General features: G+C 50.6%; 13 protein-coding genes. All 13 read right to left on the bottom strand.

Annotated features, from left to right (window positions below; translation table 11 throughout):
• Positions 1–108: 108 nt before the first annotated feature.
• Entirely contained in the window at positions 109–1,812 is a 1,704-nt protein-coding gene (locus AB1N33_RS01955) for a DUF3466 family protein (protein ID WP_411269842.1), read from the bottom strand.
• Between the two features lie 12 nt (positions 1,813–1,824).
• On the bottom strand, positions 1,825–3,756 hold the full coding sequence (gene uup / locus AB1N33_RS01950) for an ATP-binding cassette ATPase Uup (protein WP_411269841.1): 1,932 nt from the start codon (positions 3,754–3,756) through the stop codon (positions 1,825–1,827).
• Positions 3,753–3,986: a glutaredoxin family protein gene (locus tag AB1N33_RS01945; protein WP_411269840.1), complete on the bottom strand. Its 234-nt coding sequence runs from the start codon at positions 3,984–3,986 to the stop codon at positions 3,753–3,755. The genes uup and AB1N33_RS01945 overlap by 4 nt, the downstream gene beginning before the upstream one ends.
• On the bottom strand, positions 3,983–6,082 hold the full coding sequence (gene rlmKL, locus AB1N33_RS01940) for a bifunctional 23S rRNA (guanine(2069)-N(7))-methyltransferase RlmK/23S rRNA (guanine(2445)-N(2))-methyltransferase RlmL (protein ID WP_411269839.1): 2,100 nt from the start codon (positions 6,080–6,082) through the stop codon (positions 3,983–3,985). The genes AB1N33_RS01945 and rlmKL overlap by 4 nt, the downstream gene beginning before the upstream one ends.
• A 26-nt stretch (positions 6,083–6,108) precedes the next feature.
• Entirely contained in the window at positions 6,109–7,116 is a 1,008-nt protein-coding gene (gene pyrD, locus AB1N33_RS01935; protein WP_411269977.1) for a quinone-dependent dihydroorotate dehydrogenase, read from the bottom strand.
• 72 nt (positions 7,117–7,188) lie between these two features.
• Positions 7,189–12,027 carry an NAD-glutamate dehydrogenase gene (locus tag AB1N33_RS01930; protein WP_411269838.1) on the bottom strand — a complete coding sequence of 1,613 codons (4,839 nt, stop codon included), beginning with the start codon at positions 12,025–12,027 and terminating at the stop codon, positions 7,189–7,191.
• A 339-nt stretch (positions 12,028–12,366) separates the two neighbouring features.
• Positions 12,367–14,679 carry an efflux RND transporter permease subunit gene (locus AB1N33_RS01925; protein ID WP_411269837.1) on the bottom strand — a complete coding sequence of 771 codons (2,313 nt, stop codon included), beginning with the start codon at positions 14,677–14,679 and terminating at the stop codon, positions 12,367–12,369.
• A 17-nt stretch (positions 14,680–14,696) separates the two neighbouring features.
• Entirely contained in the window at positions 14,697–15,731 is a 1,035-nt protein-coding gene (locus AB1N33_RS01920) for a WD40/YVTN/BNR-like repeat-containing protein (protein ID WP_411269836.1), read from the bottom strand.
• Between the two features lie 81 nt (positions 15,732–15,812).
• Complete coding sequence (locus AB1N33_RS01915) at positions 15,813–17,180, bottom strand: DUF1329 domain-containing protein (protein ID WP_411269835.1); 1,368 nt, start codon at positions 17,178–17,180, stop codon at positions 15,813–15,815.
• Positions 17,181–17,195: 15 nt separating this feature from the next.
• The gene (locus AB1N33_RS01910) at positions 17,196–19,259 is read right to left on the bottom strand and encodes a DUF1302 domain-containing protein (RefSeq protein WP_411269834.1); all 2,064 of its coding nucleotides are present in this window, start codon (positions 19,257–19,259) and stop codon (positions 17,196–17,198) included.
• Between the two features lie 185 nt (positions 19,260–19,444).
• Positions 19,445–19,684 (bottom strand): DUF2835 family protein, encoded by a 240-nt coding sequence (locus AB1N33_RS01905; RefSeq protein ID WP_411269833.1) that lies wholly within the window; start codon positions 19,682–19,684, stop codon positions 19,445–19,447.
• Entirely contained in the window at positions 19,665–22,262 is a 2,598-nt protein-coding gene (pepN, locus tag AB1N33_RS01900; RefSeq protein WP_411269832.1) for an aminopeptidase N, read from the bottom strand. The genes AB1N33_RS01905 and pepN overlap by 20 nt, the downstream gene beginning before the upstream one ends.
• 15 nt (positions 22,263–22,277) lie before the next feature.
• Entirely contained in the window at positions 22,278–23,753 is a 1,476-nt protein-coding gene (gene nhaC / locus AB1N33_RS01895; RefSeq protein WP_411269831.1) for a Na+/H+ antiporter NhaC, read from the bottom strand.
• Between the last annotated feature and the right edge of the window lie 4 nt (positions 23,754–23,757).

The following is a 23,757-nucleotide window of genomic DNA, read 5'->3' as shown; positions in this document are numbered from 1 at the left end:
TTTACAAGAGCCTAAAGCGGCAGGAAAAAGACCTGAATTACCGCTTTGGGTGTGGTTAAGTCATCAGGTTACGCCATATCGCAATTCAGCGTAACCTGTGTATCAGACTTACCGGCGGAAACGTCTGAAAATGGTCAGTCCGCCCAACAGCAGAAGCAGCCATGCCGAGAGCGAGGCGCCCTGACGTTCATAACCGCCCTCTTCCTCTTCATCAACATCGCACTGTTGTACCTGACCGTTCGGCAGCGGCGACAGCTTAACGGCAATAATATTGTCGTCTCGCAGCGCCTCACCCGCATCGTCCAGAATTGGATTGCCGGTAATGTAATTGGTCGTGCGCTCTATACGGGCATTGGCGATAATTTCGTTGTTATCGTTGATGTCTACCGCATCGACCAGTGTATAGGGACTATCACAGGCTATCAGGTCGTTCAGATTGGTGAACGTGTCCTCGTCGATGTCATACATAAACGCATGGACTTCGCGGTCTGTTTCATTGGTTGATTCAACGTCCGCACGACCCACCACAATGTTGTTATTGTTGATGCTGTTGACATACACGCTCGATCCTGTGAAAAAGCCCTGCGGATAAACAGTCTCACCGGAATCCAGGTTATGTACAAACAAAGCCTGCCTTGCAATCGAGCTAGGCGCCCGCAACACGTAACCAGCTACCCAGCCGTTATCATTAATGGCTTTCGCTTCACTTTGCAGGTTTTCATCACGCGGCAGCAGTTCAACCGTTTCTGCATCGCGGAATACCACGGCAACCTGACCAGGCTGACGCTGAGGTCCGGCGGCGCCCGGCAACGTTACGGTCACGACTTCACCGGTTTGTGACACCCCAACCGCAATGCCATTGTTATTAATGTCAAATGCGCGGCTGAAGAAGTACCCTTCTTCATCTTCGGGCGTAAATACCAGTGGGTAGGTTGTGGTGCTGATCACATCACCGCTGCTATCAAGCTGCCATACGGTCGCGTTAATCACAGATTCAAACTGAAATGCCTGCTGATTAGCACGAACGGCAGCCTTACAGTAACCTTCGGACACATCACTACGCACCTCCGGGTCTTCACAGTTCGCGATCAGCTCGTCCACCGTGTCTTTAAAGAACACGGTGCCCCAGCCTGCTACCTGCAGATTGTCGTTAATGGCGTAGGCAGAACTCAGTCCGCCAAGCGTCGTTGCTGTCGGCGGCAACGGTTTCGTAACGCCATTTACCTCTACAAAGGCACGACGCAACAGGTTGTTGTAGGTCAGGTTGACGATATTTCCGTCGGCATTTTCATACGGCTCGACAATGTAAACACCTTCAGAGCGACCAACGATAAAGTCTCCGCCTACACTGTCACGGGCCAGGGTAACCACTGAGCGCGTATAGTCATCAAACTTGTCAGAAATCACGTCAAAGCCAGGCACAACGCGTGCATCCACGGTATCAGTCACATATGTCCTGGCGTCGGCAAGTTGCTGGCCGGTTATCTGATTCCGCGACGCAATCAGAAAATTAAAGATGGCAGTGTAGTCGGCATCGCTGAATACCCCCTGCTTCACATCATCTTCATTTTCCAGCGGATAACTGCCACTGGTAAAAAAGTTCGTATCATTTTCAAGTTGTTCAAGATCGACTGGCGGATTGTATTCAGTCTGCACGGTCGACAACATGGTGCCCGTGTTATCAATTGATCGGGCGAAGTTATTCTGGGCGACATCTGTCAGGGGTAGCGGTGTTACCGAGTAGGTTGCACCAACGGCACTAAAGCATCCTGAAGCCAGGAACATTGCCGCTGCTAGCTGAGTTCGTTTCATTTATTATCCTTTTTACTGCTGATTGTCTTCCAGCATACTTTCTAATTCATCCCAGCGTGCATATTTCTGGGATAATTCGGACTCTGTTTTTTCAAGCCGGGACAGTATTGGCCCGGTCTCAGATGTGTCCTGTTTAAAAAAATCAGGCTGATTGACGGTTTCCTGTAACGCGGCGAGCGCCTCTTCCAGTTGCTCTATTTCACCGGGTAAGGAAGCCAGTTCACGCTCATCCTTGTATGATAACTTTTTCGCCTTTCTGGGAGAAGACTTAGGCTTCTGACTTTGTTCGGCAGAATTAGTTTCATTCGCCGCACTGGCTTTTTTCTTCGCCTGCTGCGCCTTATCACGCTCAACATACCATTGCTGCGCATCAGAATAACCACCGACAAATTCCCGGCATACGCCGTCACCCTCAAATACCAGGCAGCTGTTGGCAACATTATCAACAAACTCTCTGTCGTGACTTACCAGCAGCACCGTGCCTTCGTATTGGTTAAGCAGGGTCTCCAGCATTTCCAGCGTTTCAACGTCGAGGTCGTTGGTCGGTTCGTCCAGTACCAGTACGTTACTTGGCTTAAGCATCAGCTTGGCCAGCATCAGGCGGTTCTTTTCTCCGCCGGACAAGGAGCTGACCGGTGCATTTACCCGCTCCGGCGTAAACAGGTAGTCCTGCAGATAACTGATAACGTGACGTGGATGCCCGTTGACCATCAAATCCCGTTTACCGTCACCTACGGCATCAATGACTGACTTTTCAAGGTCAAGTCCGTGCCGGTGCTGGTCGAAATACGCCACTTCAATATTCGCACCTTGCTTTACCGCACCGTTATCAGGCTGGATCTGACCCAAAAGCAGTCTGATCAGGGTACTTTTACCACTTCCGTTAGGGCCAATCAGTGCCAGCTTATCGCCCCGCAACACACTCAGGTCGAGGTCGCGGATGATTTGCTTTCCTTCAATGGCATAATCCAGTGATGAAGTTTCAAATACGACTTTACCTGAGCGCATGCCTTTATTCTGACTCACCAGTGCACTGCCCAGGAGGTCCCGGCGCGCTTTACGTGCCTCACGCAGCTTTTTCAGCGCGCGTACACGCCCTTCATTACGGGTGCGTCGGGCTTTGATGCCCTGGCGGATCCATGCCTCTTCCTGCGCGAGCTTTTTATCGAACTCGTCAAAATGCGCGGCCTCTACATCGAGATCCTGTTGTTTTTTCTCTAGGTATTTCTCGTAGTCGCCGGGATAACTGGTGACTTTGCCACGATCTAAATCAATAATGCGGGTGGCCATTGAGCGAATAAATGCCCGGTCATGGCTGATAAAAACAATCGCACCCTTATATTGTTTAAGGCTGGATTCCAGCCACTGAATCATCTGAATATCAAGGTGGTTAGTCGGCTCGTCCAGCAGTAATAAATCAGGTGAACGCACCAGTGCCCTGGCGAGTGCCGCTTTTCTGCGCCATCCGCCTGACAGTGTCGCCAGCGACGCATCGCCATCAAGCTTCAGCATCGTGAGGGTTTGCTCTATTTGCTGCTCGAACTGCCAGGCATCACGACTCTCGAGCGCTTCCTGAAGGGTCTGCAAACGATTCAGGTTCTGCTGCGAGGGATCTTCGGCAACCAGCCGGGTCTGGCGAAAATAATCTTTGAGCAACTCACCCACATCTTCGAGGCCTTCGGCAACATAGTCGAATAAAGAAACGTCGGTCGTTTGCGGCGGATCCTGCTCAAGCCGTGCAATGACGGTCTTACTTTCAATGATACGCTGACCGTCGTCAGGCTGGATATCACCACTAATGACTTTTAACAGCGTAGACTTACCGCTGCCATTACGGCCGACCAGACAAACCCGCTCTCCTTGCGACACGGTGAGTTCCACACCGTCAAGCAGCGGTGGATGTCCGTAGATAACCGTCACGTTTTTAAGCTGAAGAATACTCAACGTAAAAACTCCTCCAGCATGTCAGCGGTGAATGGCCAGCCGATTTCCGCACCGGAATCCATTCGCTGGATGACAGGAATACGCACCGCGTAACGATGATAAAGTTCACTGTCATCGCGAATATTGAAGGTCTCAATGGTCAGGTCGTTAAACGCGGTTACTTTGCGCAGTTCATCCCATGCAAGATCACAAAGACTGCACTGTGGTCCCGTGTAAAAATGAAGCTTCATAATGACAAAATCCAACATTGATGAATATTCGCGTGGCGGGCAAAATCGTCAGGGATTGTCTGCGCACTGATATCTGTAATCGAAAAGCCAAGTGACGTTAACGCGTCGTTATCCAGTTTGAATCCCCGACGATTATTAGAAAACACGATCTGACCGCCGTCACGCAGGCACTGTCGCGCCTTTGTGAGTAACGCCACGTGGTCGCGCTGCACATCCCAGGTCGTGTTCATGCGTTTTGAGTTAGAGAACGACGGCGGGTCGATAAACATCAGGTCATAACTGCCTTTATGATCGTCCAGCCAGTTGGTGCAGTCAGCCTGAATAAAGGCATACGGGCCTTTAAGATTGTTGAGCGCAAAATTACGTTTGGCCCAGTCAAGGTAGGTTTTCGACATATCTACCGACGTTACCGAGCGCGCCTGACCCACTGCCGCGAAAACCGACACACTGCCGGTATAACAAAACAGATTAAGTACGTCTTTACCGTTTGCCATGGCCCGGATTTTCTGGCGCGTGATACGGTGATCAAGAAACAGACCAGTATCGAGATAATCCAGCAGGTTAACCTGAAACAGCGCACCGTTTTCCCGGACAGTCATTGCGTGGTCTGTTTTGTCCTGCTTTTCATACTGACTGGTGCCTTTTTGCTGTGCCCTCACCTTCAGGGAAATATGCTTAGGCGACACGCCGGTTACCGCAGGCAGATACAGCAGAACATCCTGTAAACGGCGACGCGCCTTATCTTCGGGAATATTTTTAGGCGGCGCATACTCCTGCACAACCAGCCAGTCGCCGTACCGATCAACAGCAACATTATATTCCGGCAGATCGGCATCATAAATACGATAACAATCCGTATCCTGAGATTTAAGCCAGCCTCTAAGCTTCTTGAGGTTTTTCTTTACCCGGTTGGCAAAAGGATGGTCGTCTCCCTCCTGTCCGAACTGCTGGCTGTTTTCCTCATCAAGCACATAATTTACCAGCTGACATTCCAGCTTACCGTTATACATCTGATAAGTCTTACTGGCTCTGATTTTCATCAGCCTGAGCAAATCACGATTACTGGAGAGCAGACTGACCCGCCATCCCTGCCAGTGTGCTTTTAAGGTTGTCCCCCATTGTGAGAAAAGCGGAATGAGATCGGTCATTTCGCCTAAACGCTCACCATAAGGCGGGTTTGACACCAGATACCCAGCCTCTTTTAACGGCGGTTGTGCGGTACGTGCGTCAGACACCACGAACTGAATATCGTTGAAAACGCCTGCTGCCTCGGCATTTTTGCGGGCAATCGTGATCATTTTTTTGTTGCTGTCACAGGCGATAATTTTACCTGGAGCAGTGTCAAGGATCTGCGCTTTTGCCTCATTCACCAACGCCTCCCAGCGTGGCGGCTGATGGCCGAGCCAGCGCGAGAAGCCCCAGTACTGACGCTGAAGTCCGGGCGCAATATTGCGCGCAATCATCGCCGCTTCAATGGCAATGGTACCGGAACCGCACATCGGGTCGACGAGGGCCGCAGCCAGATTACCTGTCCAGCCGCTGCGCATTAGCATGGCGCTGGCAATGTGCTCTTTAAGCGGGGCTTCGCCGGTTTCCTGTCGATACGCGCGCTGATGGAGGCTGCTACCGGAGAGGTCAATACCGATGGTGACACGCTCTTTACGTAACCGGGCATACACCGGTACATCTGCCCGAGTGCGCGCAACTGTGGGCCGCTTGCCCTCACTCTCTGTAAACTGATCAACAATAGCGTCTTTAATGCGTACTGCACCGAACTGCGTATTATTGATAGCCCGGCTGGTGCCGACAAAATTCACATTGAGGGTGTGGTGGTGGGTCAGGTGCTGGGCCCAGTCAATCTGGTCTGCAGTATTGTACAGCGCCTGTGCATCCTGAGCGGGTCCTTCATTGAGCACCCCAATAACCCGGTTCGCCAGACGTGACCAAAGACACAGTCGGTACGCATCATCAAGACTGCCTTCAAACTGAACAACGTTGCCGCTCAGACGGGCGTCTGCAGACGGGCATAGCGTGCGAACTTCGTTAAGCAGCAGTTCATCAAGCCCTTTGACTGTGGTGACGATAAATGTATTCATTAGTTTCCTGTAGCTCGCCGAGCGCCTTATAACGCGCGGGTGATGCGGTTGATCAGTGCAGGGCCCTGATAGATGAGCGCAGAGTACACCTGCACCAGCGAGGCACCCGCATCGAGTCTGGCGCGTGCAGCCTCAGGCGAGTCAATACCTCCTACGCCGATAATCGGGATCGCCCGATCCAGCGCTGCCGCCAGCTTACGGGTAACATTCAGGCTCATGTCGGTAAGTACAGAACCGCTTAAGCCGCCGGCCTCTGTGGCATGTTCCAGCCCGGCGACGGCATCCCGGCTAAGCGTGGTATTCGTGGCAATGACGCCATCCATTTTGCTGTTGATCAGTGAACGCGCAATACTTTGAATTTCGTCATCGGTAAGGTCGGGCGCAATCTTAATAAACAGCGGCACATATTTACTGTGGGTCTGGCACAAGGTCTCCTGGGCAGCTTTGAGGCCGTGCAGCAGATGATCCAGCGCTTCGCCATACTGCAGGTTACGTAATCCTGGCGTATTCGGCGACGAAATATTCACGGTTACATAACTGGCATACGGATAGACTTTATTCAGACAGTGAAGATAATCGTCCAGCGCTTTGGCTTCTTCGGTATCTTTATTTTTTCCGATGTTGATCCCGAGCGGGCCTTTAAATGTGCTGTTCTTTACCTGCTCAACAAGGTAATCCACCCCCTTGTTGTTAAAGCCCATACGGTTAATGATGGCCTGCTTTTCAGGAATTCTGAACAGACGGGGTTTGGGGTTGCCCGGTTGTGGCCGCGGTGTGACCGTACCCACTTCAACAAAACCGAACCCCATGTTGGCAAACGCATCAATGCACTCACCATTTTTATCCAGGCCCGCAGCCAGCCCGACCGGATTTTCAAAGGTCATGCCGGCAACCGTCACAGGCTTACTGATAGTGGGCTGGCGGTAAAGCCACTTCAGCGGCGTATGCTGCGTTTTATGCAGCCAGTTGATGGTGAAATCGTGACTTTTCTCGGGTTCGCACTGAAGCAGAAATTTTTGTACGAGTGATTGCATCATGACAGGCCGCCTGTTTCCTAAAAAAAAGCCCTGCATGGCAGGGCTTGTCTACTGCGTGGACTGGGTATTCTACTGATTAGACTTAACGCTTAAAAGCATCAATTCACGTAATGCTACAGAAAACTTAGCAAATTCATGCGTGGTACTGGTTTTAAACTCAGACATCATCTGATACCAGCGTTTCAGCAGCAGTTCATTACTGTCTATCCACGTGTTGAGGATCTCATCAGCATCAGTCCCATCAGGCCGCGACGCCAACAGGTTGGCGGTAATAGAGCGCTGCTGCCAGTCCAGTTCCTCACGGTACGATGCCCGCGCCAGCGCCTGCCAGTGGTTGCTGACCGCCTGATTGTTGATTTGGTCAAGGAACCAGTGTAGCTCGAGACGTGAGCCGAGCTGGAAGTACAGTTTGGCAATCACTGAGGTGTCATGGCTACAGGCCTCGTCAATCTGCGCAAGATCCAGACTGGAGAACATATTCGAGAAGCTTGCCACCTGATAGGCGATATCCGCTGGCACCCCTTCACTGACATAGCGGCTGGTTGCTTTTTCAAGCTGTGCATATTCCGACTCAACCAGATAATGCTCCAGATTCTTCGACAAGGTATCGAAGGTGCCACGGTATGCCGCAATCGCTTCCTCAATACTAAGTGACTTGTTGCCATGGCGAATATACCAGCGCGCTGCGCGACGCATAGTACGACGAGCCTGTTCCAGCATTTCCAGTTGCAGCTGGGCAGAAATGGTATTGTCCAGTGCCTCGATGCGACTCCACAGCGAGTCGATATTAAAGATACCGCGAACAATCGCATAAGCATCAGCAATTTCATCCACTGACGCGCCGGTCTCTTCCTGCATTCTGAAGACGAAATTCAGACCCATATCATTAACCATGTTATTGGTTAACTTGGTAGCGATAATCTCGCTCCGCAGCGGATGCTGTTGCATCTGCTCTTTGAATTTCTCGCGCAGCACAGGCGGGAACGCTTCGACAAGCAGCTTGCTGTGGTATGGGTTATCGGTGATTTCAGGGATGTTCAGCGCATCCTTCATCACCATTTTTCCGTACGCAATCAGCACGCTGAGCTCCGGACGGGTCAGGCCCTGATCATTCGCAACGCGATCAGAAATTTCATCATCCGACGGGATAAATTCCAGTTCACGGTTTAGTGCGCCATCGCGCTCCAGACCATGAATAAAGCGTAACTGCTCCTTAAGCTGCTTCACACCCGCCATTTCGGTAATCGAGATAGACTGGGTCTGACGATAACAGTCACGTATTACAATCTTGGACACGTCATCGGTCATGTCATACAGGAGATTGTTACGCTGCTTAACGGTCAGGTCGCCGTTGTTGACCAGGCTATTAAGCAGGATCTTGATGTTAACTTCATTGTCCGAGCAATCGACACCGCCGACATTATCAATAAAGTCAGTGTTAACCCGGCCACCATGGCTGGCGTATTCAATACGACCGAGCTGTGTCAGACCAAGGTTACCGCCCTCACCAATAATTTTTGCTTGAACATCGCAACCGTTTACGCGCAGATCGTCGTTCGCACGATCACCCACATCCGAATGCGACTCTTTTTTGCTCTTGATGTAGGTACCAATGCCGCCGTTCCAGATGAGATCTACCGGCATCTTCAGAATGTTGTGAATAAGCTCATTCGGCGTCATCGTCATCTGACGGGTGCCAAGCCACTTCTTCATCTCCGGCGTCAGTTTTATCGACTTGGCAGAGCGGTGGAACACGCCCCCCCCCTTGGAGATCAGCTTGGCATCATAGTCTTCCCACGACAGGCTTGGATTTTCGAACAAACGCTGACGTTCTTTATAGCTTGCCGCCACGTCCGGATCGGGGTCGAAGAAAATATGCAGATGGTTAAACGCAGCAATCAGCCGGGTGTGTTTGGAGAGCAGCATGCCGTTACCAAATACGTCGCCCGCCATATCACCGATGGCCACACAGGAAAAATCGGTGGTCTGACAGTCAATACCGATCTCACGGAAATGACGTTTAACCGACTCCCATGCTCCACGGGCGGTGATCCCCATTTTCTTGTGGTCATACCCAATGCTGCCGCCTGAGGCGAATGCATCACCCAGCCAGAAGTTGTATTCCTCTGATATCGAGTTGGCAATATCCGAAAACGTCGCGGTGCCTTTGTCGGCAGCCACAACCAGATACGGGTCGTCTTCATCCAGGCGAACCACATCTTTTGGCGGAACGATTTCACCGTTAACGATGTTGTCAGTAATATCAAGCAGACTGCGAATAAACGTGCGGTAGCACGCCTGACCTTCTGCCTGAATGGCTGCACGCCCCTCGCCTACCGGCAGTTTTTTACAGACAAAGCCACCTTTTGCTCCGACCGGGACAATCACCGTATTTTTAACCTGCTGCGCTTTCACCAGACCGAGAATTTCAGTTCGGAAGTCTTCCTGACGATCAGACCAGCGCAGGCCACCACGCGCAACCTTACCACCTCGCAGATGCACCCCTTCCACACGGGGGCTGTAAACGAAGATTTCGAACTTCGGCAGCGGCAGCGGCATATCCGGAATCATTTCCGGCATCATTTTGAATGACACGTACGGCTTTTCTTCACCACTATCATCAAGCTGATAGAAGTTAGTACGCAGTGTCGCCAGCATCATATCCAGATAGCGACGGATAATCCGGTCATCGTCAAGGTTGCTGACGTTATCCAGCTGGGCCTTGATCTCTTCGAGCGTTGCGACCTGCTTCTTCTGATTCGGCTTCTTATGCGGATTAAAGCGAAGATCGAAGAAGGTCACCAGCAAACGGGCAATGTCGGGATAATTTGCCAGTGTGTTGGCAATATAATCACGGCTGAACGAGCTGCCGGTCTGACGCATATACTTAGCATAAGCACGCAGAATGGTGACTTTTCGCCCGGTCAGGCCTGCACCGAGGATCAGACGGTTAAACGCGTCATCTTCCAGTGTGTTGTACCAGACTTTGGCAAATGCATCCTGAAACAGCACCTGAGCCTGTTCCATATCAAAATGGGCGACGCGTTTATGTAGCATGGTGAAGTCCATGACCCAGTTGCGTTCGCCTTCTGAACAGGTCACTTTGTACGGACTTTCATCGACCACGCGCAAACCAAAGTTTTCCAGCATGGGCAGTACGTCTGACAGGTGAATAGGCTCTGCACGATGGAACAGCTTCAGTTTTACAATCTGGCTGTCAGAGGATTCTTCCTGCGGACGATAGAACAGCATATCAAGCGTGTGCTCGTCATCCAGCAGCTCGAGCTTGCCAATATCTACCAGCGCATCGCTGGGCAGGTTGTGCTCCATGTAACTGCGCGAGAAGGCATTGTTGTACTTGCGCTCAAGAGCTTTGCCCTTTGCCTCGCCATGAGCAGCAGAAATGGCTGCCGCCAGGCGGTCGTTCCAGGTTTTGGTCAGCTCAATGATATTGTTCTCAATTTCCTTCACGTCATATTCCGCATTGTTGTCTTTTACGCGTGCGATGTAATGTGTTCTGGCGTACACCGACTCAGAGAAAAAGGTGGTAAATTCAACCTCGCCTTCTGCATTCAGCGATGCTTTAAGCAGCGCCTGGGTTTCTTTCCTTAACTGGGTGTTGTAACGCTCACGAGGAACAAACACCATGCAGGAGAAAAAGCGCCCGTAGATATCTTTGCGGACAAACAGACGCGAGATGCCGCGTTCCTGCATCTGGAAAATACCCATTACAATCTGCGCCAGTTCTTCTGCCGGGGTTTGCAGTAACTCGTCACGTGGATAGGTTTCTACAATATTCACAAACGCTTTGTAAGCATGCGTGCCCTGGTCAAAACCGGACAAGTCACAGACCTGACGGATTTTTTCTCGTAAGATCGGCAGTTGTGTCACGCTTTGGTTATAGAACGAAGCGGAGTACAGACCCAGGAAGCGATGCTCACCAATAACCTGACCGTCCTTATTGAAAACTTTTACCCCCACGTAATCCATGTAAGCCGGACGATGTACCCGGGCCCGGGTATTCGTTTTTGTCAGCATCAGCGGGTTGTTACTCAGCGCTTCAGCACGTGCTGTCGCCGGCTGTTTTGATAACAGGCGTTCGCGGTCACTGATAGAGTTTTTCATCAGTCCCAGGCTGGTGTCATTTTGTGGGATCCAGCGGTGATCCCCCTTAATGGCTTTTACATCGTAATAGCGATAGCCCATCAGGGTGAAATTATGATCCGCTAACCAGTCAAGAAACTGTTTGGTTTGTGTGATTTGTTCTTCTGACACCGGCCAGTGATAATCATCAACCTGCTTAACAATGTCATTAAGACGGTCAGTCATGCCCTGCCAGTCTTCAACGGCAAGCAACACTTCATCAACCACTGAGTGAAGCTCTTTTGTCAGTGTATCGATGTCTTTTTTACTGCTCTGATGGTCGATTTCAATAAACAGCACCGTTTCTTTTTGCGTGCCTTTAGGCGTTTTTCCTGCCTCCATGAACTCGACAATTTTCTTGTCTTTGTCACGCTTAATACCGATTGGGCTGTGCAGGAAAAGGTGTGCTGTGATACCCAGGCGATTCAGCGCCATACGCACAGAGTCAACCAAAAACGGCATATCCCTGACAATGATCTCAACGATGGTGTGGCTGGAGTGCCAGCCATGCTTGGCAATTTCCGGATTGAAAACCCGGACATACATACTTTCACAGTCAAATTTATCGAGTGCGTGCCAAAGACTGAGCGTGGCACCGTAAAGGTCGCTGTCGTTACGGTTTTCCAGATCGTCACTGGAGATGTTTTTATAAAGCAGTCTGGCAAACTGTGTGACAAGGGTTTTTTGTTTCGCATCCACCTTCTTGTCGATAAGTGCAAACACATTATCAAGCAGTACAGAGTGTCGCTGAGAGGTGACTGTCATTCTTCAACCTTTATTATTAGCAAGTGCGGTGTAGAGTCAGCGGCAATGATACCTGTTCAGTGCCCGTATCCCCATACCTGACCAACTGGTCTGCGGTGTTAGCCCATCTCCGCCGAGACAATTGGTTAAACAGGTGCTGTAAACATAGGTGATAACGTGCAAATAACAACCAGGAAATTACCATTACCTATTGGAATTAGTGATATTTTCTCTAATTCCACAGCGTATTAAAAGACTAATTTTAACGCCTTGTTAACAGCGTAGATAAGTATGCAACTTTGCGCGATAAAAAAGGGCCAAAAGGCCCTTTTTATTGATTAGGTATGCAAAAAATTTATTTTAGTCGTCGCAGCGACGCCACCACAGGAAGCGCGCCAGTGCCGGTAACACGATGATAGCACCCAGCATGTTCACGACGAACATAAAGGTAAGCAGGATCCCCATGTCCATCTGGAACTTAAGGGACGAGAAGACCCACGTACTGACACCAATCGCCAGAGTGATACCGGTAAACAGAACCGCACTGCCGCGCTCTTTCAACGCTGCCAGATAAGCCTGCTGGACAGTTGCGCCCTGCTTCAGCATCAGGCTCTTAGTCGACAGGATGTAAATACCGTAGTCAACACCAATACCTACGCCCAGTGCGATGACCGGCAGCGTCGATACGGTCAGCCCGATTTCAAGCAGGGTCATCAGCGCCTGCGCCAGTACCGACACCACATACAACGGAATGACCACGACCAGGGTTGCGCGTAATGAGCGGAAACTCAGCAGACACAGCGCAATAACCGCACCGAAGACATACAGCAGCATCGGCGTTTGTGCCGCACTGACAGCCTCATTAGTTGCCGCCATTACCCCTACCGGACCAGACGCCAGGCTGAATTTCAGATCATCAGTTTCATACTGCTGTCGATACTCCTTAACCGCATCGACAACGCGCGTAATGGTTTCCGCTTTGTGGTCCTGCATAAACAGAATGACCGGCATCACAGAACAGTTACCATTGAGCAGGCCGGATGACGTCGGTACACGTGAAATAGCCTGTACCAGCGTTTGTTGATTACGCGGAAGCACTTCCCACTTCACGTTGCCTTCGTTGTAACCTGCATTCACCACTTTCGCGACAGACGCCAGCGACACCGATGATTGCACGCCCTTCACGTTTTCCATTTTCCACTGAAAATCGTCAATTGCTTTCATCACACTGTGTGATGTACAGGCTTCGGGTGTGGTTTCAACAAGCACCGAAATGTAATCCACGGTCACTTCGTACTTATCGGTAATCAGGAAGGTGTCCTGGTTATAGCGTGACGACTCATGCAGCGCTGGCGCGCCCGCATGGAGATCGCCAATTTTCATCTTTTCTGACTGAATGAAACCAAGCACAAACAATACCGCGGTGACTGCAAGGATCAGCATTGCCGGCTTCTTGTTAGAACAGGCCGCGACCGCACTCCAGAAACGTGAATTTGCCATCTCCTTGCCTTTGAAGCGTTCCACGTACTTTTCATTCAGATTGAGGAAGCTCATCAGCACAGGCAGCAGAATGAGGTTTGTCAGGATGATAACGGCCACACCCATACTGGCGGTAATTGCCAGTTCACGAATGATACCAATATCAATCACAAGCAGGGTCATAAACCCGACAGTATCCGACAACAGCGCAATACCACCGGGGATCAGCAGATTGCGGAATGCCATCATAGACGCTTTCTTTGCGCCCATTCCGTTTACTGCCTGCTTCTCAACCGCGTTAATCATCTGCACGCCGTGACTGACACCAATCGCAAAGACCAGGAACGGCACCAGGATAGACATCGGGTCCATGCCAAAGCCAAGGGTGGTCAGCAGACCAAGCTGCCATACAACCGCAACCAGTGAGCAAAGTAACGGCAATACCGTCAGCATGACGCTGCGGCTGAAGAAATACACCATGACTGCGGTAATCGCGATAGCAATCGCAAAGAACAACAGTACGTCTTTGGCACCATTGGCAACGTCACCAATCATTTTGGCAAAGCCAATGATGTGAATGGAGATGCGGTCATTTTCATACTGACCACGCAGCTGCTTTTCAAGCTCGCCAGCCAGCGCCAGCGTATCCAGCGGCTCACCGGTCTGCGGGTCAATATCCAGTAACTGCGCGGTGACCATGGCACAGCTGTAGTCACTGGATACCTGACGACCTACGATGTTAGCCTTTTCAATGTTGGCAGCCACCAAATCCAGTGCATCCGGGTTAGCAGAGTCAAAGTCGGCCGGAATAACCGGACCGCCGGCAAATCCACCTTCAACAATTTCGGTAAAACGCGTGGATGGTGAGAACAGCGAAATAACCAGCGAACGATCAACACCGTTAATAAAAAATAGTTGATCGTGCACATCTTTAAGCGTGTCAAAGAAATTCTGATTAAAGATATTGCCGTTCCTGTCACAGACCGACACCAGAATGTTGTTAGCACCGCCAAAGTCTTTACGGTGCTCCATGTAGGTTTGCATGTATTCGTGGTTGAGCGGTATGTTTTTTTCAAACCCGGCATCCAGACGCATATTTGACGCCTGATAACCAAGGAAAAGTGTTGCCGCAGCAAACAGGAATACGACCAATTTGCGGTTTGCAAATATGAGACGTTCAATAAATTGAGTCATAAGCCAGCTGTTTACTCTTATTCTAAATTCAATGATTTAATGCCGTTCGCTGTCACAGCGAGGGTCTTACCGTTAAACTGAACCGCATTCACCAGTGCCGCTTTGTCTTCTATCTGACGCTTTGATACGCCGTTGGCAGGCTGACAATCAACAGGGTTGGCATAGGGATCAATTTCACTGACAGGGAGTGGTCTGGATGCCTTAATCAACATACCATTATTGCCCAAAGCAAAGACATGCTGTTCTGAGGCAACAAGAATGCTGTTAAAGGTACTGCTTGAACAGGTATTCACGAATTCCCACTCACCCTCTTCACGCATAACAAACATGTTCCCACGCAGACCAACAGCCAGTGCGGTGGTATCGTCGAGAGGTTTAATATCAAAGAATGATCCGGTGTAATCGACATCATAACGCTGCCACTCGCTACCGTTATCTTCGCTTACTGCCAATAAGCCAGCTTCGCCAGCCATATATAATTTACCACCGTCGCGGGTTACCCGATTGAGGTGAGGCAGGATGGAATTGAGCTCCTGCTGATAAAATTCCTCACTCTCTTCGCGGACACTTTCAAGGTATTCCCGATCCATTGGTGCGAGCAACGAGGCATGACGTTCTGGCTGCCAGCTGGCGCCGCCGTCTCGGGTACGATAAAACAACCCGTACGCACCCACAGCGATACCGTGTTGTTCGTCAAAAAACAGGACATCCAGAAACGGACGCTGAAGGTCAGGCTCAAAATTCTGGATTTTCCAGGTCTGGCCTTTATCTGCAGAATGCAGGATTACCGCATCATGGCCAACTGCCCAGACATGATCACCAACAATGGTAGTGGCGGTAAGGGTTGACTGTGTAGGCACATCCGCCTGGGTAAATGTATCACCGTCATCAGACAGCAGCACATGGCCCCGCTCTCCTACCATCACAACAAAACCTGATGCATCAACATCCAGCAACAACGACTTTTTAACCAGCGGGGCTTGAAATGCGTTGTCAGCTACTGCTGTGAAACACAAAGATGCAGCGATGGCGCCTGCAATAACTTTTTTCATAACTGACCTTAACAATAAATTTACGTCACCATACCATACAAAAACGGTTGGCAGAGCCAACCGTTTTTACTTCCAGGCGTTTTAGCGCATACCTTCGCGCCGCAGGGCCTGTGGCGTGAATTCAACATCACGCGGTCGGATAGTGAAATCATACATCGACTGTTCGTTATCAAGACCAATTGCCAGGTAACGACGCGAGTTCAAATCATGATACACATCAAGCGTAGACCATTGTGTCGGGACTTCGTAGTAATTTACACCATAGGCAACCGCAACACGGTATAACTCGCCACGGTTGTCGTACATGTCAGCAACCTGAACCTGCCAGCTGTCCTCATCAATGAAGAAGACACGTTTTTGGTAAATGTGACGGAAGCCTTCTTTCAACGTTGCCTCAACAACCCATACACGGTGCTTTTCCCAGCGCGTCAGATCAGGATTAACATGATGAGGTGTCAGCACCTTATCATACGTTACCTTGTCTGAATGCAGGTCATAGTTATTATAGGCAACAAACATTTCCTTCTTGCCCAGCAACTTCCAGTTGTAACGGTTTGGTGAACCATTAAACATGTCGAAGTCGTCAGTAGTACGCAGGCCGTCAGCCGCCGTTCCCGGTGTGTCATAGGCAATATTAGGTGCCAGGCGAACACGACGCTGACCTGTGTTGTAGGTCCAGGCTTTACGTGGCTCTTTAACCTGGTCAACAGTTTCATGTACCAGTAGTGCAGTACCAGCAAGACGAGCCGGCTCTGTTACTTTCTGCTTAAACATAAACAGAATGTTGTTTTCTTCAAGCGACTCAGGCGTCGCATCTTCCTGAGCGTACTGAATCAACAGCTGATCATCAAAGCCAATAATGTTGTAGTCACCTGAGGCCGTTACCGCAGCCTGGCCGCCGTAACGCTGGATAGCCTCACCACGATAACGCAGGATGTGGTTCCAAATTGCCTCAATACCATTTTGCGGAATTGGGAAAGGAATACCTAAAACGGCACCTTTCAAACCATTTCCACCGTCAAGCAGTTCAGCGCGGGTTGCGTTAACCTTGGTTGCATCGTAAACGTTCTGAGGGTTCGACGCAGAACGACGGGTTGGATATACCGGCATACGGAATGTGTCAGGATACGCTTCAAACAGCTTCTTCTGACCTTCAGACAGCATGTCTGCGTAATCTTTGTAGTTGCTGGCAGTAATCTCAAACAGCACCTTGTCATCCGGGAAAGGATTAGGGTGATGATCACCCACTGTGTACCCTGCCGGTGGTTCAGTAATACCGCCAGTCCAGGCTGGAATGCTACCGTCTGCATTACCCGCTTTTTCCGCACCGAGTGGAGTTAACTCATTTCCCAGCTTATTGGCTTCTGCCTCAGACACCTTGGCCACAGCCTGAGTCCCGGCCAGAGCCAAGGTCAGTGCTGCAGCAATAATTCCCATTCTTTTCATCATTAGTACCACTCTTGATTAAATCGCGTATTTGATATTGAAAGATATGAAGTCGCGGTCAGCAAGTTGATTGGTCGTGCCAATTCCGCCCCAGAACGTACTGTAGCCTGCACTTGCCTGCCATTTACTCAGGTAATCCAGCGTAAACGTCAGGTTTGCCGATTTAACGTCTTCGGTAAACAGGAACAGCGGATCGGGTGTAGTTCCTTCAACATCGTGTGAGAACGTTGCGCGAACACGCAGGTTTGCACCTGCATAAATGCTGTTGAAATCTGCCACTGCAAGGAGGCGATAGCCCCATGCATCGTCAGTTGCAAACGGGTTGGTTTCAGGCCCGTTAGACAGACCGGTGTGCAAACCGAAACGTGGGTTACCATCTGGCGTAGGTTCAATTGATGGCGTGCGGCTGGTACCCGGTGCATTCAGACGGATGATGTCCGGATCCGGGAAGTCTACGATATTCACGTAACCTGCTTCACCTAACAGCACCAGGTTATCTGTGCCCAGTGCAGGGCCGAATACGTGTGAAACCGTGAACTGTGCCTGCCAGGTATCAGAGAAGATGTAACCATCCGCTGTTTCACCAGGACCAGCAGCCAGACCAATGTTATTCAACTGAGAGATGCCAGCAAGATCAGGACGCAGCCCGGCGTTAGCCAGCTGCTCCGGCATACCCATATAGAGAAGTTCAACGTCATCGAGCTGCAGTGGTTCGTCAACACGATACGCGAACTCACCCGCCAGTGCGGTAGTGCCAATGTTGGTGTTGAAACTCATACCGTACAGCTTGATATCTTCAGGATAGAAGAACTGCGCTTCGGTAAACGCACCAAGCTCAGTCACGTTGTCACGAGTAATTTCATTTTGCGCCATAAAGGCCAGATCAGATGCAATACCTTCGGCGGTAAAGTCAGACGTTACGCCTGAAATCAGCGGACGCTGGCTGTGATAATTAATATGGTAGAAGCTGAATTCTGTATTGTTCAGCATCTCTGCAAACCATGTCAGACGAATACCATACTGGCCCTGATCGTCGGCATCATTGTGTGCGGCATCACCATAGGCGCGCAGCGCCACTTTGGTTGGGTATGCCAGGTACGCCTGAGAAATCTGCGATGCGTCAGCGCCTGCGCGCAGTGCATCACCCAGTCCATTTAGTGAAGACAGCAGGAACTCCAGGTCGATGTCGGGGTTACCGGTGAAACCTAACTGGATGTTGTTACGCTGACCACCGTCACCGGCGAAATCATTGGTCGCAAAATAACTACCGGCTACAGGCAGCCAGCTGCGTTCCCATTCGTACTGATAATAACCTGAGATACTGACGGTATCGGTCAGCCCCAGAGACGCATAGACCATGCCTACCGGAATGAAAACTTCACGCAGTTCCGCACCCGGTGCACGCGCACGGGTAACGTCTACAGGGTTGGTGGTGTTGATACCGTGCTGGATAAAGGTACTTTCACCCCAGCTGATAACCTGACGACCTACACGCACAGTGAGAGGCTTATCACCTACCCACGTATCGGCATAGAAAAACGCATCGTACAGACGTACATCATTACACAGCAGATCTTCAGCATCAGGATCGCTACATAACTCGTTGCGATGGCCTGTAATTGGGTTAAATGAAGGACGGCTTCCTTCCATTTGCTCAAAATCATAGAACCAGAAACCACGGGCGAAAAAGCCGTAGTCGCCAAAGTTCACATCAAGTTCGTGGGTACCCGAAATCTGGGTTGAAAACGCGTCGCCCGGGTCGTGTGCGAGGTTGCCCAGATCGCCGTTTGATGAGTACGCGCCATCAGCAAGGGCCCATACATCAGAACTTGGATAAATGACATTGGTAGCAGCATTGTAACCCGACCAGTCAAACTGCGGATGGTTGCTGTTACCGATTAGGCTGTAGTCCCTGTCTTCTGTACGAATACTGGTTGCCAGCGTGAAAGTGGAATCCAGTGTCACGCTAACGTCACCAAAGTTCCAGCTAGCCGCGTGAGCTGGCAGGCTGGCGGCGCTTAATAGCGCAATAACGCCGGCAGCAACTGGTGACTTTTTGAATGCACAGTGCCTTTTTATCATAGTTTTTATACTCCCGAGTCCGCGCTGTACGCGCGACAAAATACCAACCAAGTTGAGTTAACAAAATCATTACATCATTTTGTCAGAATCGCAAGAACTAATCCTACCAGTTAACAAATAACAGAACGTGTGAGCTTTCAACGAGTTAATTGTTGTTCAATCACAATATTTTGGAATAATTCAGGTCAGGCAATACGTTCGAATGCACGTATTTTTTTCTGTTTATCAACGATCAGGCGAAACCGCCCTTTAATACCGGTGGATGTGATAAATCGCTTTAGCGCCGACGCCGGCACCTGCACCCGCACACCGCGGTCATCGACCAGAATAACCGCAGTGTGTGGTGAATGGTACAGTGCCTCACAGTCTGTGTATGACACGCTTACCGAAAAATAAAATATGCTGTCAGTGGGTGCCGGTGTCATAAGCAAGGCTTTTACTGACCTTCTCAAAGACATCTTTGCTGAGCCCCTGTTTGGTCAGCAACCGGCCAAGCTGGGCTTTCATGAGTGAACGATAGGGTTCTGTATACTGCTGCCACTGGGTGAGCGGTGTCACAATTCGTGACGCGACCTGCGGATTGGTGTTATCCAGTTCCATCAGGTAATCGGTGACGTAACGATAACCACTGCCGTCGGTCGCATGGAACCGGTCGCTGTTGTAAAACGCAAAGCTCCCCACCACTGCCCTCACGCGGTTCGGATTGTTATCACTGAACTGCGGATGTTTTCTCAGTAAGTCAAGCTGGGACAGAATGTCTTCGCGGGGTTGCGTCGCGTGCAATGCAAACCATTTATCCAGCACCAGCGCATCTTCTGACCATGTCTGTTCAAATGATGCCATCAATGCATTGAATAAGTTGTCGTTGCAGAATTGCGCGGCTTTCAGAGCCCCCAGGGTATCGGTCATGTTATCGGCAGTCTCGAAATGTGTTCTTACCCTGTCGGCATGCGCCGGCAGTCTGGCAAGATGCGCAAGAACCACATTACGACAACGACGTTTGTTCACGTCCTGCTGAACATACTGATAACGTCCTGTTTTCGTGGCAACGAAGACAGAGAAAAGCTCATCTTCGAGACGCTCGGCAAACTGCTGACAGAAGCCTTTCCTGGCATCGATCAAACGATGAATATCAATCTGGGTCCGGGTTTGACATAAGGTTTCCACGCTCGGAATAACCAGGCATTCACCCAACAGTTCGATATTATCAGAAGATTCCCGGATAATACTGCGAAGCCCCTGCCACAGGCTGTCATCAGGATCATTATTGTGCATGAGTGCAGAAATCGCAGTGTCATACACGCTTTGTAGCGCGTCCCAGCGATTGAAGGCGTCATCAGAAAAACGCGCAATTTTGAGCAGTTCATCCACCGACAGCGGGTTATCCACTTTCGCTGGCGCAGAAAAATTACCAAGTAACGCAGGGGTGATGGTTCCCTCCCCCTGACTGATGGTAAGGGTTACACGCTCTGTATCCAGTGACAGCATTCCGTTGTTAATCCGCCCCTCGTCGTCAGCGACCTTATCGCCATGCTCGTCAATCAGTTCAATGGCGACCGGCAGTAACAACGGTTTCTTATGCTTCTGATCGGCCGTCGGCGGAGTATGCTGACTGAGTGTAAGACGGGTAACGCCCTGCTCCGCATCGTGTTCCCGCTCGACACGAATATGCGGGGTACCGGACTGACTGTACCAACGCGAAAATAAAGTAAGGTCCTTATCAGTGACCGCCTGCATAGCCGCAACAAAGTCGTCGCAGGTTACTGCCTGACCGTCATGACGACGAAAATACTCATCCATCCCCCGGCGGAATCCCTCTTCGCCAAGCATGGTATGAAGCATACGGATCACTTCAGCGCCCTTGTCATAGACCGTAACCGTATAAAAGTTGTTCATTTCCATGACTTCATCCGGACGGATCGGATGACTCATTGCACTGGCATCTTCGGCGAACTGATGTTCACGAATAACCCGTACCTGACGGATCCGGTTACTCAATGGCGATGTCATGTCTGAACTGAACTGCTGGTCACGGAACACGGTCAGACCTTCTTTAAGGCTTAACTGGAACCAGTCACGACAGGTGACCCGGTTACCGGTCCAGTTATGAAAATATTCGTGCGCAATCACCGACTCCACATGGAAGAAATCATCATCGGTGGCACTTTGCTGATCGGCCAGGACAAATTTACTGTTAAAGACGTTCAGGCCTTTATTTTCCATCGCGCCCATATTGAAGAAGTCGACCGCCACAATCATGTAAATGTCGAGGTCGTACTCCAGACCAAAGGTCTCTTCATCCCAGCGCATCGCCCGTTTTAGTGACTCAAGAGCAAACTGACCGCGGGCCTTCTTGCCTTTATCAACATACAGTTCAAGCGCCACATCACGACCACTGACGGTCGTATAGGTATCGGTCAGCAGGTCAAAGCTGCCGGCTACCAAGGCAAACAAATAACAGGGTTTCGGGTGCGGATCGTGCCAGGTAACCCAGTGCGTGCCGTCATCACTGTGCCCTTTATCCACCGGATTTCCATTGGACAGGAGTGTCGGCAAGGTCGCGTTATCGCCATGCACGGTAACACGGTATACGCTGAGGACATCGGGACGGTCAGGAAAATACGTTATGCGACGGAATCCCTCGGCCTCACACTGTGTACAATACACACCATTTGACAGATACAGCCCTTCCAGCGCGTGATTATCCGTCGGACTGATTTCTGTCACAATATTAAGCGTGAACGTATCGGGTACGTTAAAGAGTACCAGCGTTTCCTCTTTTTGCTCATAATCTGAAACCGGCTGGCCATCTATTTCAACGGACACCAGCGTCAGATGTGCGCCATCCAGCACCAGAGGGTCGTTACTATTGTGGTTACGCGTAACTTTTAGTGTACTGTTGACCCGGGTTCGAACAGGGTCAAGAACGATATCCAGCGTAACTTCAGGAACAAGAAAAGCAGGCGGTTGGTAGTCCAGCCTGCGTTTAACAGTAACAGTCATGGGTTCTCCTTCTGTTCAGGCTTTTTCAGAGTCCTTCCGAGCCTGGTAACCAGGCGGTTCGAGGCGCAGGATTTTTATACCCAGGTAGGCATAAATGATCGCCAGAATCGGACTGATAAAATTGAAGAATGCGAAGAAAATATACTCAAACGGATGAACCATCAGTACGCCATGCATGTAGGCACCGCAGGTGTTCCAGGGAATAAGTGGTGACGTAAGGGTACCGCCATCCTCCAGACTACGTGACAGGTTCAGCTGGTCAAGGTTGCGCTTTTTAAACTCGTCTTTGTACATGCGTCCTGGCATAACGATCGCCATGTACTGGTCGGCGGTAACCAGGTTCGTACCAATACAGGTCAGAATGGTTCGGGTAACCATCGCTCCGGCTGTTTTTGCACCGTGCAAAATGGCGCTGACCGCCCGGCTCAGCAGCCCGACATTTTCCAGAACTGCACCAAATGACATCGCACAGATAATCAGCCAGATAGTATTCAACATAGATGACATACCGCCGCGTGACAGCAGGTCGTTCAGGTTTTCATCCGGAGTGGAGAACGTGACGCCATCAAACAGTGCCGTCCAGACTACTTTAATCGCGCCTACGGTCTGTCCGTCTTCAGCCGCCACCATGCTCATAACAACGTCGTTCTGAAACAGCAGTGCCCAGATGCCACCCAGTAATGCGCCTATCGATACCGCAGGAAACGCCGGTACCTTCTTGACAGCCAGCGTCAGCAGAACAACCAGAGGCACCAGCAGGTACCAGTCCAGCCGGAAAGACTCACCAAGCAACAATTGCATCTGCTCAATGCGTTCTGCTTTCGCCATGCCATCCTCACTGAATCCAAGAATGGTAAACAGGATAAGCGAAATAACGAAACTTGGGATGGTTGTCCAGAGCATGTATCGAATGTGGTCGAACAGATCCGTGCCCGCGACGGCTGGCGCGAGATTTGTCGTTTCTGACAATGGCGAAATCTTATCACCGAAATAGGCACCTGAGACCACCGCACCGGCGGTAATCGCGGGCGACATATCCATACCGGAGGCCACGCCCATCAGAGCAACACCCACTGTGGCGGCGGTTGTCCACGAGCTGCCAATGCTCATTGCGACGACGGCACAAATCAGACACGTGGCGGCATAAAAGAAGGACGGATTTAATAATTCCAGACCAAAATAAATCAGGGTTGGAACGGTCCCTGCCAACATCCACGTACCAATGAGGGCACCAACGGCCAGCAGAATAAGACAGGCGCCAAGCGCCATGGAAATCCCATCCACAATACCCTTTTCTATCGCTTTCCAGCTGTGACCATTTTTCAGGCCGATAATCGCCGCGATTCCCATCGACAGCAACAGCGCAATCTGGTTCGGCCCATACGATGAACCGTCACCAAACAGGTATACGGCACTGCCCATCATGATAATCAGGATGGCAATCGGGATCAGTGCATCCAACAGTGAAGGTGTTTTTATTGTGCGTTGCATTGTT

It is taken from the genome of Alteromonas nitratireducens, assembly GCF_040812025.1.
GTDB classification, from domain to species: Bacteria; Pseudomonadota; Gammaproteobacteria; order Enterobacterales; family Alteromonadaceae; genus Alteromonas; species Alteromonas nitratireducens.
The sequence above is the reverse complement of the archived record's forward strand: the minus strand, read 5'-3'. Positions and strand labels throughout refer to the sequence as shown.

Excerpts from the sequence above, each read along its gene's own strand:
- AB1N33_RS01905 (WP_411269833.1), bottom strand. The coding sequence starts at position 19,684 with ATGACACCGGCACCCACTGACAGCATATTTTATTTTTCGGTAAGCGTG.
- rlmKL (WP_411269839.1), bottom strand. The coding sequence starts at position 6,082 with ATGAATACATTTATCGTCACCACAGTCAAAGGGCTTGATGAACTGCTG.
- AB1N33_RS01925 (WP_411269837.1), bottom strand. The coding sequence starts at position 14,679 with ATGACTCAATTTATTGAACGTCTCATATTTGCAAACCGCAAATTGGTC.
- AB1N33_RS01910 (WP_411269834.1), bottom strand. The coding sequence starts at position 19,259 with ATGATAAAAAGGCACTGTGCATTCAAAAAGTCACCAGTTGCTGCCGGC.
- AB1N33_RS01955 (WP_411269842.1), bottom strand. The coding sequence starts at position 1,812 with ATGAAACGAACTCAGCTAGCAGCGGCAATGTTCCTGGCTTCAGGATGC.
- pepN (WP_411269832.1), bottom strand. The coding sequence starts at position 22,262 with ATGACTGTTACTGTTAAACGCAGGCTGGACTACCAACCGCCTGCTTTT.
- pyrD (WP_411269977.1), bottom strand. The coding sequence starts at position 7,116 with ATGCAATCACTCGTACAAAAATTTCTGCTTCAGTGCGAACCCGAGAAA.
- AB1N33_RS01945 (WP_411269840.1), bottom strand. The coding sequence starts at position 3,986 with ATGAAGCTTCATTTTTACACGGGACCACAGTGCAGTCTTTGTGATCTT.
- AB1N33_RS01930 (WP_411269838.1), bottom strand. The coding sequence starts at position 12,027 with ATGACAGTCACCTCTCAGCGACACTCTGTACTGCTTGATAATGTGTTT.
- AB1N33_RS01920 (WP_411269836.1), bottom strand. The coding sequence starts at position 15,731 with ATGAAAAAAGTTATTGCAGGCGCCATCGCTGCATCTTTGTGTTTCACA.
- AB1N33_RS01915 (WP_411269835.1), bottom strand. The coding sequence starts at position 17,180 with ATGATGAAAAGAATGGGAATTATTGCTGCAGCACTGACCTTGGCTCTG.
- nhaC (WP_411269831.1), bottom strand. The coding sequence starts at position 23,753 with ATGCAACGCACAATAAAAACACCTTCACTGTTGGATGCACTGATCCCG.